Genomic DNA, 13,119 nt, shown 5'->3' with positions numbered 1-13,119 from the left:
GCGCGCTCACTGCTGCGTCAGCCCGGCCGCGGCAGCGGTGGGCAGCAGCGCCCGCTGCAACCTGGCGTAGTAGCCGGACTGTTCGGCGGCCATCCGGGCCGCGGTCCAGCCCTCCTCGGCGGCCTCGGCGGCCGCCTGGACGACGAGGCTGTCGAGCACCACGTCGACCGACCGGCAGAGTTCGGCGACCGCCGCGAGCCGTTCGGTGACGTCCGCCGTTCCGGCCGCATTCCTGGCCGGGAAAGCGGCCAGCGAGTCGACCGCGAGCTGCAGATCGTCGATGACGTCCGACCGGATTTCCTCCGGGGAATTCCTCATGCTTTTCTCCAGGACCAATTCGAGCCATGACGGCCCGGTAACTGACGTTCGAATACACCTGATCGGTGTCGGCCCCCCGACGCCTTCGACGCTATCCCAGTCGACGCGGGTCCGCAGATGGTTTTCGGACCGCGACGGGAAACTGACTTCCATCGGAGTAGTTTGCCGGGGTACACAATATGCCCTGTCAGCCGAATGCGGTAAGCAGAACGGGTGATATCACCGACGCGCCGAGCAAGATCGACTACCGTCCGTCATGAATCTGCTAATAGGAGCTCCACCAGCGCGCCTTGTACAGCCGCGCGCCGGTCAAGTTCCACGTCCGCTCCGGGCGGTGCAGCCGGATCGCCGAGGTGCACCAGTCGCACGGGCCGCTGTGATCGGGGGCCGCCGTGAGCAGCCGACCGGTGCCGGCGGGGTCGTCGCCGATGCTCTTGACATCCCGCTCGGCGGCCGGACCCGCGGCCGGATCGCCGGGATCGGCCAGATGGACGGGGGTGAACCCGTCGGCGGCCGGGTCGTACTGCCAGAGGCCGTTCAGAGTGCTCACCCAGAACCGGCCGGGCGCGCCCAGGACGGGCGCGAGGTCATGACCACCCCGGTCGGGCAGTGGGGCGCTGCGGACGGCGGCCAGGGTCGGCGCGTCCGGGGTCCCGCCGACCCGCAGCCCGGTCAGCTCGCCGTCACCGAGCACCCAGAGCAGGCCGGTCCGCCCGTCCCAGTGCACCCCGTGGGCGCCGGGGAGAGGGAAGGTCGCATGGGCGGTGGCCCGGGAGCCCTGCGAGGCGGCGTACAGCCGCACCCACCCGCCGGCGCTCGCGGCGACCGCGACGTTGCCGTCCGGGAGCAGCTCGATGCTGTGCGGGTTGACGTCCCCGCCGAGGTCCGCCGCCCAGCGGCTGGCACCGGTGGCGGTGTCGACGACGGCGGCGAGCCCACCGGAGGCGGTGGTCAGCAGGTAGCGGCGGCCCTCCAGGGTCCGGCTCTTCACCTCGTCCGGGTCGCTCCAGCTCAGCGCGGGGTCGAGGTCGCCGAGGTCGGGCGCCCGATCGGCCGCCCAGGACCACACGACCGGCGGACGCTCGACGCCCTGGTAGGCCATCAGCTCCTCGACCCCCCGCAGGACCAGGACGCGGCGGGACGCCTGGTCCACGGCGGCCACCTCCCCGCCCGGCGAAGCAGCCGGTCCGGCGGACGCAGCGGACGAGGCGGACCAGACAGGCGAGGCGGGCGAGGCGGACACGGCGAACGTCGCGGACGTGGCGTACGCGCGGCTCGCGGGCGCACAGAGCAGCAGGGCGAGGCACAGGGCCGACAGGGTTCTCCTCAGCACGCCCCCACGGTGTGCGGTGCACGGCGGACCGCCCGGCAGCCCAGCCGCACCCCTCGGCCGAACGGCCCGTCAGATTCGCCCGGACACCCGGTCCGCCACCCGGGCGATCGGCGAGGTGGTGGCCCGCCCGGCCGCCTCCTGGCGGTCGGCGGCGTGGTACGCGGCGTACATCGCCCGCACCCCCAGCCAGCGCAGCGGCTCCGGCTCCCAGCGCCGCACCGTGTGCCCCACCCAGGGCAGCCCGGTCAGCTCGGTGTCCCGCCCGAGCACCAGGTCGCACAGGGTGCGGCCGGCCACGTTGGCCGTGGTCACCCCGCTGCCGACGTACCCGCCCGCCCAGCCGAGCCCGCTCGCCCGGTCCAGGTCCACCGTCGCGCACCAGTCCCGGGGAACGCCCAGCACGCCCGCCCAGGCGTGGTCGATCCGGGCCTGCGCGGCGGCCGGGAAGAACCGGTCCAGGATCCGGCGGAGCTGGCGCACCGTCTCCACCTGGGTGCTCCCGTCCGGATCCGTCCGCGACCCGAAGCGGTACGGCACGCCCCGCCCGCCCAGCGCGATCCGGTCGTCGGCGGTCCGCTGGGCGTACATGTAGGCGTGCGCGAAGTCCCCGAGCACCTCCCGGCCCTGCCAGTTGACCTCCGCCCAGAACTCGGCGGGCAGCGGTTCGGTGGCGACCATCGCCGAGTTCATCGGCAGCCAGGTCCGCCGCTCGCCGCGCAGCCCGGCGGTGAACCCCTCGGTGGCGCGCAGGACTCGACCGGCGGTGACCGTCCCGTACGGAGTCACTGCGCGCGGGCGACGGCTCCCCGTGCCGGGCAGCACCGCCGTGACCGGCGTCCCCTCGTACACCTCGACGCCCAGGCCCCGCACCACCCGTGCCAGCCCCCTGACGAGCTTCGCCGGCTGGATCCGCGCACCGTACGGGGACCAGGCCCCGCCCCGGACGTCCGCGACATCGATCCGCTCCGCCGTCTCCTTCGCGGAGAGCTCCTCCACCCGGCCCTCGCCGTAGCCGCGCTCGGCCTCGACGTACTCCCTCAACCGCGCCAACTGCGGCCCGCTCCGAGCCACTTCCAGTACCCCGCCGCGGACGACGTCCGCCTCGATCCGCTCGACGGCCGCCACCTCGACGACCTCCCCGACCGCCGCGTCCATCACCCGCTGCATCGCCACCGCGCCCGCGCGCCCGTACTTCCTCGCGAAGGCACCGCGCCCGGCGAAGCCGTTGTACAGCCACCCGCCGTTGCGCCCCGAGGCGCCGTAGCCGCAGAAGCGACGCTCCAACAGGGCGATCCGCAGGGAGGGTTCGGCCTTCTTCAGGTAGTAGGCCGTCCACAGCCCGGTGTACCCGCCGCCGACCACGCACACATCGACATCGGCGTCCCCCGGCAGCGCGGGCCCCGGCTCCGGCACCCCGCCCGCCGCGTACCAGAACGACACCCCACCGTTGACCGCTGCCACCGGAACCTCCCACACCGTCGCCGACCTGCCCGGACGCTACTCCGGGCCGATCACGGCGGAACACCCGCACACTGCCAGGATCCGGGCGCCCGCCCAGCCACCCTGTCAGTCCCCCAGCAGCTCCAGCACCCGGGTCCAGCTGTACGCCCCCGGCACGAACTCCGCGACCCGCACCCCCATCCGCCGCAGCCTCGCCAGACTCTCCTCGTACGCCGGATGCGCCGCCTGCGCCGCACTCAGGCACGGCTGCACCGCGACCGGGATCCCCCACCCGTACGACTCGCACAGGATCCCCAGCGCCAGCGTGTCCGAGATCCCCGCGCTCCACTTGTTGATCGTGTTGAACGTCGCGGGGGCGACGACGATCGCCTCCGGATCCGGCAACGGCCGGGGCTCCCCCGGCTTCCGCCAGGCCGACCGGATCGGGAACCCCGTCTGCTCCTCGACCGCCCCGACGTCGATGAACCCCATGGCGAGCGGAGTCGCCACCACCCCCACCTCCCACCCCCGCCCCTGCGCGGCGGACACCAACTCCCCCACCCCGCCGGCCACTCCGGCCGCACACACCACCACGTACAGCATCGGCATCGTCCGAACTCCCCTCTCAGCACCGCCGGCGCAGCGGCGCCACCGCGTCCGCCGAGACCCCACACGCTAGTGGCTCGTCTCGGATCCTTGATCGGGTCTCTCTGTAAGCTGCCGACTGGCCGTGATCACTGTGGTGGACGTGTGGCCTGCCGCTGGAGGGAGGGCTTGGCGCGATGGAGAAGGTCGTGCGGAACTCGGTGTCGCTGGGCGTGTTCCTCGCGGTGGCAGCTCACCCCAGGGTGCCGTTCAGCGTCGTCGAACTGGCGGGTCGCGGCATCACAGCGGACGCGGCCGCGAACCGCTGGGTACTCGAGGTCGGGAAGCCTTCCCCGGACGGCTTCACACTGGCCGACAAGATCATCGACTTCGGCGAGCGGGAGGACCAGCTCGTTGAGCTATGGCAGGCGTATGGAGCCGGTGCGGTCGACGCGGCGGCCTTCGAGGCCCGGCTGATGGAGATCGTCGCGGCTATGGAGAAGTGGCCGTCGGTACCGGAGGGACCCGTGGAGGACTTCTCAAGCCGCCTTCGCCGGGTACTGGGTCCAGGCGCGGACGGGTGAGTCAGGGGGGAACCCCCTCTTTGGTTCGGTCCGGGAGCTTCGCCGGCGTCGGCGCGGACGCGGCGCTCGGCGTCGAGGGTGATCGAGGCCAAGACTCCTCCGCGGGAATGGATTTCGGTACGGAACGACCGCACGACGGTCCGGGAGTCCAGTCATGGCCGACCACCCCCGCAGGGTGATTCCTCAGTTCCCCCGACCGGCCCCCACCAGCCGCGCCACCGCGTCCGCGCACCCCCAGCTCAGCGTCACGCCCGCCCCGCCGTGCCCGTAGTTGTGCACGATCCGCAGCCCGTCCGCCGTCTCCTCGGCCTCCAGCCGCACCCCGCCGCGGCGGTCCGGCCGCAGGCCGACCGGGCAGCCGGTGATCTCGGCGCCGCGCAGTTCGGGGACGTGCGCCGCGCACCGGGCGAGGATCGCCTCGGCCGTCGCCCGGTCGCCGCCGAGGTCCCAGCTGCCCTCCTCGAAGGTTCCGCCGAGGACGACGTCGCGGCTGCGCGGATGGACGTAGGTGTACCCGGCCGGGTCGTCCTGGATCCGCAGCGAGGCCCGCAGGCCGGGGTTGGGCACCAGGACGAGCTGTCCGCGCACCGGTCGCACCGCGTCGTCCCCGCATAGACCGCGGGCGCCCAGGCCGGAGGCGTTGACGACCACGGGCGCCCAGGCGCGGGCCTGGTGGAGGGTGTCGAGCCGCCGGTGGACGACCTCGCCGCCGCCGTCGAGGAAGCGGCCGAGCAGCCAGGGCAGGTAGCGCGGCATCTCGACCGTCGGGGCGGTGAACCGCCAGCCGTCCGCGTACGCCGGGGCGAGGTCGGCCGGCTCCAGTCGGCGCAGGTCGGGGACGCCGGCGCCCCACCAGGGGGTGCCGTCCTCCTGCCGCCGGTGCGCGGGCATCCAGGTGTCGCGCAGGACGACGCCGGGGGCGCCGGCCCGGGCCTGCCGGGCGAGTTCGGCGTAGGTGGCCGCGGACCAGGCCGCCACCCGCTCGCCTGCCGCCACGCCCACCGGGTACCAGACGGCGGCCGCCACGGCCGAGACCGTCGACAGCAGGCCGTCCGCCGTCACCACCACGACCCGCAGTCCCTGCTCCTGGAGGCGCAGGGCCGTGCTGAGCCCGATGATCCCGCTGCCGATCACCACCACGTCCGCGTTCCCGCCCCCGCCTACGTCCGCGTTCCCGCCCACGCCCACGCCCACGTTCCCGTCCACCGTGATCCCCTCCTCCCGGCGCGCCGACCGATCTGGCCGCGGCGGCCGGATTCCAGGTAAGCGGGGCACGCCGGGAGGCGTCCAAGACCGGTTGCATCCCCCGGCGATAAGGCGCTCTTATCACCGCCGGTGGACGGCCCGAAGGCTGGGAGCCGGCCCTGCGGGGCGGGCCTATCATCGGCCGATGGACCTCCGTCGCATGCGCTACTTCTCCGTCCTGGCCGAGGAGTTGAACTTCACCCGGGCCGCCCGCCGACTGCGGGTGGCGCAGCCCGCGCTGAGCCAGCAGATCAAGGCGCTGGAGCGGCAGCTCGGCGTGCAGCTGGTGGAACGCACCAGCAGGGGCTGCACCTTGACCCCGATCGGCGGCGCGGTCGCCGAGGAGGCCCGGCAGCTGCTGCGCCAGGTGGCCGAGGCGGACCGGCGGATCACGGCGGTGGCCCGGGGGCGGCAGGGCAGCCTGCGGGTGGCGTACACCCGCTCGGCGCGCGGCGGCGTCTCGGACACCCTGATGGGCGAGTTCCGCGGCCGCTACCCCCGGGTGGAGGTCGCCCTGCAGACCGGCTGGACGGCCCACAACGTGGAGGAACTGCTCGCCGGGCGGCTGGACGCGGCCTTCGTCCGCCCGCCGCTGGACCTCCCCGAGCTGGCCTGCCGGGTCATCGCGGAGGAGGAGCTGCTGCTCGCGGTGCCGAGCGGCCATCCACTCGCCCGGGGCCGCGGCCGGCTCGACCGGGGCAGCATCCGGGACGAACCGGTGGTGCTGTGGCCGCGCGGGAACGGCCCCGGGATGCACGCGTCGATCACCGGGCAGCTCTGGCCCGACCGGCCGCCCCGGATCGTCCGCGAGGAGCCGGACGACGAGCAACTGCTGCTGGCGGTGGCGGCGGGCCACGGTATCGCGCCCATCCCGGAGGGCCGGGCGCGGGTGTTCCGGATACCCGGCGTCAGCCTGCGCCGCATGGCGCGCCCGGTGCCGACGGTCACACTGGGCCTGGCGCACAACCCTCGGACGGCCTCCCCGGCGGTCCAGCTGCTGCTCGCCATGGCCCCGCAGCTCGGCGCCACGGACGCGCCCGCAGAGGGGAGTTGACGGCCGCCGGGCCCACGGGGGCGGTCCGGTCCGGCGGCCGTCGGCGGCGTGCTCAGCCGAGGGTCGAGCCGGTGACGGGCTCGGACAGCGCGACGGTCTTGCCGTTCGCCCCGGCCTTGACGAACTGCCAGGTGAGGTCGTTGATCACGCCCTTGTCGAGCGGGGCCAGCGTGGCGAAGGCGGGCCGGCTGAGGTCGATGTGGGTGGAGTCGCAGGACGGACACTGGTCCTTCACCGGGACGGTGATGGTCTTGCCCTGATAGGTCACCTTGACCGAAATGCCCTTGCACACCGGGTCGTTGTTGGGGTTGGCGGTGGTCCACCAGGTGTGCGAGACGGCGACCAGCAGCTGGCTGGAGGCGTCGATCGGGGTGCCGCAGGCGCCGTAGCCCGCGTCGGTGTAGTAGGTGGCCTTGCCGGTCATCGGCTTGTTGACCGGTATCGCGGCGCCGGCGGAGCCCGCCGAGAGGGCGATGAGGGCGGCGGCCGCGAGCGGGGCGCCCGCGAGGATCCTGAGGTTCTTGCCGATGACGCGCATGGTTCGGTCCCTCCGGTTCGACGGTCCCGGGCATTGGTCATGGGCATGACATGAGCAACTCGACAGCGCCGCACCGCAGTTCGGCGACCGCTCGATGCCCACCCGGTGAAAGGAACGTATGCGTTCCTCCTCGGCGTGGTCCAGACCTCCCCGCTGTTGCCATCAACACAAGGCAAGGATCTTTACCAATGCGGCCGAAGGGGCGAAGATGCGTGACCGCAGCGCCACGCGGGGTGTTGACAGGCCGTCACCCCCGCCCGCCCCGGAGGCCCGCCCCATGCGCACCGCACTCGCCGCCCTGCTCCTCGGCGCCGTCCTGACCCCGGCCCTCGCCGCCACCGCGGCCACCGCGGCGGCAAGCCCGGCGAACCGAGAGGTGAACCAGGGCTACAGCATCCCGGTCGGCGGCGTGACCGACCTCGGCGCGCTCCCCGTACTCGGCAGCCTCGGCCTGGACTTCGCCCACCTGCTCGGGCAGTGACGGGCGGCAGCCACCGACCCGCCCCCGGACAGGCTCCGCCCCGACTCACTTGAACACGCCCCCGCGCCCTGCCACCCGGACACGATCGCCCGGGCCCCGCACCAGGCGGCCGCCGCGTTCAAGTGAGCCGGGCCGCCCGGTCCCCATTTGCCGAAGATCACGGACCGGGGTCGCCCGTCCCGGCTAGGCTCGATCCGCGCGGCGTCGGCCCGCGCTGTCGACCCAGGGGGGAACGCGTGATCGGGGACCTGCTGCCGGACGTCGTGGTGACCGAGGTGGCCTACGACGACCCGCCCGAGGCGCGGCTGGAGCCCGCCGAGGAGGCCGTCGTCGCCCGCGCCGTGGACAAGCGCCGCCGCGAGTTCACCACCGTCCGCCACTGCGCCCGCACCGCGCTGGCCCGCCTCGGCGTCCCGTACCGCCCGCTCGTCCCGGGCCTGCGCGGGGCGCCGAGCTGGCCGGACGGCGTGATCGGCAGCCTCACCCACTGCGACGGCTTCCGCGCCGCCGCCGTGACCCGGGTCGGCACCCTGGCCTCGGTCGGCATCGACGCCGAGCCCGCGCTGCCGCTCCCCGAGCGCGTCCTGGAGTCCGTCGCCCTGCCCGTCGAGCAGCAGCGGCTGGCGAAGCTCGCCGCCGACCACCCGGACACGCCGTGGGACCGCATCCTGTTCAGCGCCAAGGAGTCGGTCTACAAGGCCTGGTTCCCGCTCACCCGGCTGTGGCTGGACTTCCACGAGGCCGAGCTCGGCCTCTCCCCCGACGGCACCTTCACCGCCCGGCTGCTGGTGCCCGGCCCGGTGGTCGGCGGTCGCCGGCTGGACGGCTTCGACGGCCGCTGGGCGGTGCGCGACGGGCTGCTCGCCACCGCGATCGCCGTCCAGCCGTAAACCGGCCGTCACCCGGCGGTTCGCCGCCCGGGCATATCCTCGTCCCCGTGACGGTGACCTATGTGATCGACGGCGGGAAGATCGGCACCCTGGAGGACTTCTGGGACGAGGTCGGTCGCAAGATCGGCGCCGACGGCTACTTCGGCCGCAACCTGGACGCCTTCGCCGACTGCCTGAGCGGCGGCTTCGGCACGCCCGACGACGGCGACTACGTCATCGAGTGGCGCGACCACGAGGCCTCCCGCCGCAGCCTCGGCTACCAGGAGACGGCCCGCCAGCTGGAGCTGCGGCTCCCGCGGGTGCACCCCACCAACCGCGAGAACGTCGCGGCCAGGCTGGCCGCCGCCCGGGCGGGCGAGGGCCCGACGGTCTTCGACTGGCTGGTCGGCATCATCGAGGAGCGGCACCCGGGCGGCCTGCGCCTGGCGTAGCCGACGGCGGCCGTCCCGGGCTCACAGCACGTCGGACAGCCGGACGAACCGCCGCCCCGCCGCCAGCAGCCCCGGCAGCGCGGCTGCCACCCCGCGGGCGGTGCCGCGGCCCGGCTGGTTCATGTGCCCGATGACGATCGCCCCCGGCGGCGCCGACGCCACCTCCTGCCGCACCTCGGCGGCCGGGAGGGTCGCCCCGCCGTCCGCGTTCACGGTGAACCCGGCGATCCGTTCGCCCAGGTCGGCGACCACCCGGACGGCGACGTCGTCGTAGTACGCGGTGCCGGAGCGGAAGAACCGCGGCGGGCGCCCGAGCAGCTCGGTCAGCTTGTGGGCGTTGCCCGCCACCTCGTCGTACACCTCGCCGACCCCGCCGGTGCCGGCGATCCCCTCCGCCGAGCGGCCGGTCACCGAGAGCGGGCGGTGGACGGTGCCGTGGTTGCCGATCTCGAACAGCGGGTCGGCGGCGAGCTGCTCGAAGACGTGCGGATTGGCATCGATCCAGCGGGCGTTCAGGAACAGCGTGGCGGGGACGTCGTGGGCGCGCAGGAAGTCGATCAGCTCGGCGTCGTAGCGGCTCCCGCCGGGGCCCCCGCAGGCGTCGAAGGTGAGCGCCGTGGCCTGCCGGCCGTCCGGCAGCCCGGTGACCACCCCGGGGAGGTCCAGTCCCCACCCGGTCGGCGCCAGGGTCGCGTAGCGCTGCACCAGCTCGGCCCGGCCGGGCTCCCGGGGCGCCGTGGGCGCGGCGGACGCCGTCCCGGGCGCCGTAGCCGTAGCCGACGCCATGCCCGTGGCCGCAGCCGGCCCGGTGACCGTCGGTGCGGCCGCCCCGCCCCCCTCCGGGGCCCGCCCCCTCCCGCACCCCGCCAGCGCGCCCCCCGCCGCCGCCGTCAGCAACGCCCGCCGACTCAGTGCCACACCAGCCTCCCGACCGACCCGTCGCCACCCGCCGCCATCGCCATCCGTCATACCGTCCCATATCGGCTCATACCGCCGATCACATGACCATGAACGGACCAATCGCCACTCCCCGCAACTCGCCCCGTCCCGCCCCCGGGCCCCTTTCACCGACCCGCCCCACCCCGGTGGGCCCCGCCTCACCCCGGGTTCACCCCCCGGGGTAGGCGAACCGACGGACCCGCCCATCCCAGCCCGGAGGCCCCGATGCCCGCCGACCCCACACCCCCGGCACAGCCCTCGCACCCCGCATCCCCCTCGAACCCCGCAACACCGACCGACCCCGCAGAGCCGACCCGCCCCGCCCGCCGCGACCTGCTCCGCACCGGCCTCGCCACCGGAGCCGCCGCCGCCCTCGGCCTGGCCGCCACCGCCGGCACCGCCTCCGCCGCCCCGAGCCGGGACACGGACACGACGGACCGCCCCGACCGCACCCTCACCCTCACCGGCCACCTCCCCGCCGGCTGCCCCGACTTCGTCTACCTCCCGCTCGAAGTCCCCGACGGCGTCCGCGAGATCGCCGTCTCCTACGGCTACGACAAGCCCCCGGTCCCGGCCGGCACCCCCGGCAACTCCTGCGACATCGGCATCTTCGACGAGCGCGGCACCGACCTCGGCGGCGACGGCTTCCGCGGCTGGTCCGGCGGCTTCCGCACCGAGTTCGCCCTCGCCCGCGGCACCGCCACCCCCGGCTACCTCCCCGGCCCGATCAACCCGGGCACCTGGCACATCGCCCTGGGCCCGTACCAGGTCGCCCCGCAGGGCCTGGACTACCACGTGCAGGTCACCCTCCGGTTCGGCGAGCCGGGCCCGGAGTTCACCCCGGCCTACCCGCCGGAGCGGGCCCGCGGCCGCGGCCGGGCCTGGTACCGGGGCGACTGCCACCTGCACACCGTGCACTCCGACGGGCGCCGCCGGCCCGAGGAGGTGGCCGCCGGGGCCCGCGCGGCCGGCCTGGACTTCATCGTCTCCACCGACCACAACACCAGCTCCTCTCACGCCGTCTGGGGCCCGCTGGCCGGCCCCGACCTGCTGATCCTCCCCGGCGAGGAGATCACCACCCGCAACGGCCACTGGCTGGCCCTGGGCCTGGAGGCCGGCCGGTTCGTCGACTGGCGCTACCGCTCCCGCGACGAGGAGTTCCCCCGCTTCGTCCGCCAGGTCCACCGCTCCGGCGGCCTGGTGGTGCCCGCGCACCCGTACTGCCCGTACGTCGCCTGCCAGTGGAAGTTCGGCTACGAGCAGGCCGACGCCGTCGAGGTGTGGAACGGGCCCTGGACGTACGACGACGAGTCGGCCGTCGACACCTGGGACTCCCAGCTCGCGGTGGCCCTCCGGGGCGGCGGGAACGGAGCCGGCGGCCGCTCCTGGCGGCCCGCCATGGGCAACAGCGACGCCCACAGCGCTCCCCAGGTGATCGGCCTCCCGCACAACGTCGTCCTCGCCGAGGACCTCACCCGCGACGCGGTCCTCGACGGGCTGCGCGCCGGGCGCAGCTGGCTGGCCGAGTCCGCCGCCGTCGGGCTCGACCTCACCGCGACCGGCGGCGGCCGCCAGGCGGGCATCGGCGAGGAGCTGACCGTCCCGGCCGACGCCCCGGTGGACGTCCGGCTGGCCGTCTCCGGCGTGCCCGGCGGCACCGTCCGGCTGATCACCGACGAGGGCCAGATGCACCAGGAGTCGCTGCCCGCCGGCGGCTCCGGCACGGTGGTCTGGCGCACCACCGCCTCGCTCGCCGGCTACGTCCGCGCCGAGGTGCGCCACCCGAGGGCCGACGGGACGCCCGGCAAGGGCAACACGATGGGCGAGGAGCTGCCCTGGGGCCCGATGGCAGCCCTCACCAACCCGATCGTGCTGCGCGCCGAGGAGCACTGAACGGGCCCGGCCACCTGCCCGCGGACCGGGAGGGGGACGACTCGGGGCACCCGTTTGGACTAGGTTGATCCCCGAAACGCATCAGTCGTAGGGACGAGGCGGTCGGCTGTCCGCATCCGGGCCGACCGGCTCCTGCGTGCTCCCACCGCCTCGCCCCGGCTGCCCGTCCACAGCGTCGCTTCGAGCGGCGTCCCGTCCCCGGCCCGTGAAGGGATCAGCAGCTGTGAACCGTACGACCGTAGGTGGGCCGGAGCTCGGGGGCGGCCGGGGTGCCGGGGGCGTCCTCGTCCTCGTCGACGCCGCCGGGGCCGCCGGGGCCGCCGGCGCAGAAGCGGGCGGCAGCCCGGTCGCGGAGCTGCTCGTCCGGGAGCTGCACCCGAGCGTCCATCTGCGGACGGACGACTTCCTCCAGGTCATCCGCAACGGCCGGCTGCCGGCGCACGGGCCCGGGGCCGACCGGCAGGACGTCACCGTCCTCGCGGCCGCCGCCCAGGCCGCCTTCGCCTACGCGACCGGCGGCTACCAGGTCGTCGTCGAGTGCCCCGGCGCACCGGCCACCCTGGACACCTTCCGCCGCGAGAGCCGCACCACCGGCGCGGCCCTCCACCACGTGGTCCTCACCACTACGGCCGCCACCACCCCGTACGAGCTCGACACCTCCGCCCTCACGCCGGAGACCACCGCCAAGTCCGTCCTCGACGCGCTCGCCGCCCGCACCCACCTGCTCGGCTGGTAGGAGCGGCCGGGGCGTCAGACCCCGACCGTGCCGTCGATGGCCTCGCGCAGGAAGTCCGCATGCCCGTTGTGCCGGGCGTACTCGTGGATCAGGTGCAGCATCACCAGCCGCAGCGACACCTCGGCCTCCCAGCGCGGCTGGTAGCCGGTGACGTCCAGCGAGGGGGCCGCCAGCTCGATCCGGCGGGAGTGCTCGACCTCGGCCCGCCAGGCGTCGAAGGCCTCGGCGCGGGTGGCCCCGGTGGCGTCGTAGGCCACCTGGTAGTCGTTCTCCTCGGACCACACCAGCGGAATCGACTCCCCGTCGATCACCTTGCGGAACCAGGTGCGCTCCACCTCGGCCATGTGCCGCACCAGCCCGAGCAGGCTCAGCGTGGACGGCGGGCTGGAGCACTGCCGCAGCTGCTCGTCGCTCAGGCCCTCGCACTTCATGGCGAGGGTCGCCCGGTGGAAGTCCAGGAAGCCGCGCAGCATCTCCCGTTCGCCGCCGGTCAACGACGGTACGGGCCGGTCCTCGGTGCTCATGGGGGTCGTGCTCCTCGTGCTCGCGCCCTGGGGCGGGTCCGGTCGGCCGGCGAGCGGACGGTGTCGGACTGTGGCGGACTTCGGCGGACTCTAGCGAACACGGCCCCCGCCGGACACCGGGTTTCCAC

General features: G+C 74.6%; 15 protein-coding genes. 7 read left to right on the top strand and 8 right to left on the bottom strand.

Annotated features, from left to right (window positions below):
• Positions 1–6: 6 nt before the first annotated feature.
• From ABTY61_RS02850 to ABTY61_RS02835, 4 genes are all read right to left on the bottom strand, one after another.
• Complete coding sequence (locus tag ABTY61_RS02850) at positions 7–318, bottom strand: hypothetical protein (protein ID WP_350503116.1); 312 nt, start codon at positions 316–318, stop codon at positions 7–9.
• Positions 319–583: 265 nt separating this feature from the next.
• Positions 584–1,651, bottom strand: a complete 1,068-nt coding sequence (locus ABTY61_RS02845) for a DUF6528 family protein (RefSeq protein ID WP_350503115.1) — start codon at positions 1,649–1,651, stop codon at positions 584–586.
• Between the two features lie 69 nt (positions 1,652–1,720).
• Positions 1,721–3,112, bottom strand: a complete 1,392-nt coding sequence (locus ABTY61_RS02840) for an NAD(P)/FAD-dependent oxidoreductase (protein ID WP_350503114.1) — start codon at positions 3,110–3,112, stop codon at positions 1,721–1,723.
• A gap of 105 nt (positions 3,113–3,217) precedes the next feature.
• Entirely contained in the window at positions 3,218–3,700 is a 483-nt protein-coding gene (locus tag ABTY61_RS02835; RefSeq protein WP_350503113.1) for a flavoprotein, read from the bottom strand.
• Between the two features lie 173 nt (positions 3,701–3,873).
• On the opposite strand from ABTY61_RS02835, the gene ABTY61_RS02830 reads away from it, so the two are divergent.
• Positions 3,874–4,260: a hypothetical protein gene (locus ABTY61_RS02830; RefSeq protein ID WP_350503112.1), complete on the top strand. Its 387-nt coding sequence runs from the start codon at positions 3,874–3,876 to the stop codon at positions 4,258–4,260.
• Between the two features lie 183 nt (positions 4,261–4,443).
• Here the strand turns inward: ABTY61_RS02830 and ABTY61_RS02825 are convergent, their stop codons facing one another.
• Positions 4,444–5,466, bottom strand: a complete 1,023-nt coding sequence (locus ABTY61_RS02825) for an FAD-dependent oxidoreductase (RefSeq protein WP_350503111.1) — start codon at positions 5,464–5,466, stop codon at positions 4,444–4,446.
• A 184-nt stretch (positions 5,467–5,650) separates the two neighbouring features.
• Between ABTY61_RS02825 and ABTY61_RS02820 the strand changes: the two genes are divergently transcribed.
• Complete coding sequence (locus ABTY61_RS02820; protein WP_350503110.1) at positions 5,651–6,559, top strand: LysR family transcriptional regulator; 909 nt, start codon at positions 5,651–5,653, stop codon at positions 6,557–6,559.
• A gap of 52 nt (positions 6,560–6,611) precedes the next feature.
• Here the strand turns inward: ABTY61_RS02820 and ABTY61_RS02815 are convergent, their stop codons facing one another.
• Entirely contained in the window at positions 6,612–7,097 is a 486-nt protein-coding gene (locus ABTY61_RS02815; protein ID WP_350503109.1) for a cysteine/serine endopeptidase inhibitor, read from the bottom strand.
• A gap of 277 nt (positions 7,098–7,374) precedes the next feature.
• Between ABTY61_RS02815 and ABTY61_RS02810 the strand changes: the two genes are divergently transcribed.
• From ABTY61_RS02810 to ABTY61_RS02800, 3 genes are all read left to right on the top strand, one after another.
• On the top strand, positions 7,375–7,578 hold the full coding sequence (locus ABTY61_RS02810) for a hypothetical protein (protein WP_350503108.1): 204 nt from the start codon (positions 7,375–7,377) through the stop codon (positions 7,576–7,578).
• Between the two features lie 236 nt (positions 7,579–7,814).
• Complete coding sequence (locus tag ABTY61_RS02805; protein WP_350503107.1) at positions 7,815–8,468, top strand: 4'-phosphopantetheinyl transferase family protein; 654 nt, start codon at positions 7,815–7,817, stop codon at positions 8,466–8,468.
• A 47-nt stretch (positions 8,469–8,515) separates the two neighbouring features.
• Complete coding sequence (locus ABTY61_RS02800) at positions 8,516–8,899, top strand: barstar family protein (protein ID WP_350503106.1); 384 nt, start codon at positions 8,516–8,518, stop codon at positions 8,897–8,899.
• Positions 8,900–8,920: 21 nt separating this feature from the next.
• On the opposite strand, the gene ABTY61_RS02795 is transcribed toward ABTY61_RS02800, so the two are convergent.
• On the bottom strand, positions 8,921–9,685 hold the full coding sequence (locus tag ABTY61_RS02795; RefSeq protein ID WP_350503105.1) for a polysaccharide deacetylase family protein: 765 nt from the start codon (positions 9,683–9,685) through the stop codon (positions 8,921–8,923).
• 378 nt (positions 9,686–10,063) lie between these two features.
• Here ABTY61_RS02795 and ABTY61_RS02790 point away from each other — a divergent pair, with 378 nt between their 5' ends.
• Positions 10,064–11,731 carry a CehA/McbA family metallohydrolase gene (locus ABTY61_RS02790; RefSeq protein WP_350503104.1) on the top strand — a complete coding sequence of 556 codons (1,668 nt, stop codon included), beginning with the start codon at positions 10,064–10,066 and terminating at the stop codon, positions 11,729–11,731.
• 223 nt (positions 11,732–11,954) lie between these two features.
• Positions 11,955–12,467 carry a hypothetical protein gene (locus ABTY61_RS02785; protein WP_350503103.1) on the top strand — a complete coding sequence of 171 codons (513 nt, stop codon included), beginning with the start codon at positions 11,955–11,957 and terminating at the stop codon, positions 12,465–12,467.
• 14 nt (positions 12,468–12,481) lie between these two features.
• Here ABTY61_RS02785 and ABTY61_RS02780 read toward each other — a convergent pair whose 3' ends face one another.
• Positions 12,482–12,991: a DinB family protein gene (locus ABTY61_RS02780; protein WP_350503102.1), complete on the bottom strand. Its 510-nt coding sequence runs from the start codon at positions 12,989–12,991 to the stop codon at positions 12,482–12,484.
• Between the last annotated feature and the right edge of the window lie 128 nt (positions 12,992–13,119).

Origin of the sequence: Kitasatospora sp. NPDC096128 (genome assembly GCF_040303105.1) — a bacterium.
In the GTDB taxonomy this organism is placed as follows: domain Bacteria; phylum Actinomycetota; class Actinomycetes; order Streptomycetales; family Streptomycetaceae; genus Kitasatospora.
This window is presented reverse-complemented; position numbering and strand designations above follow the sequence as displayed.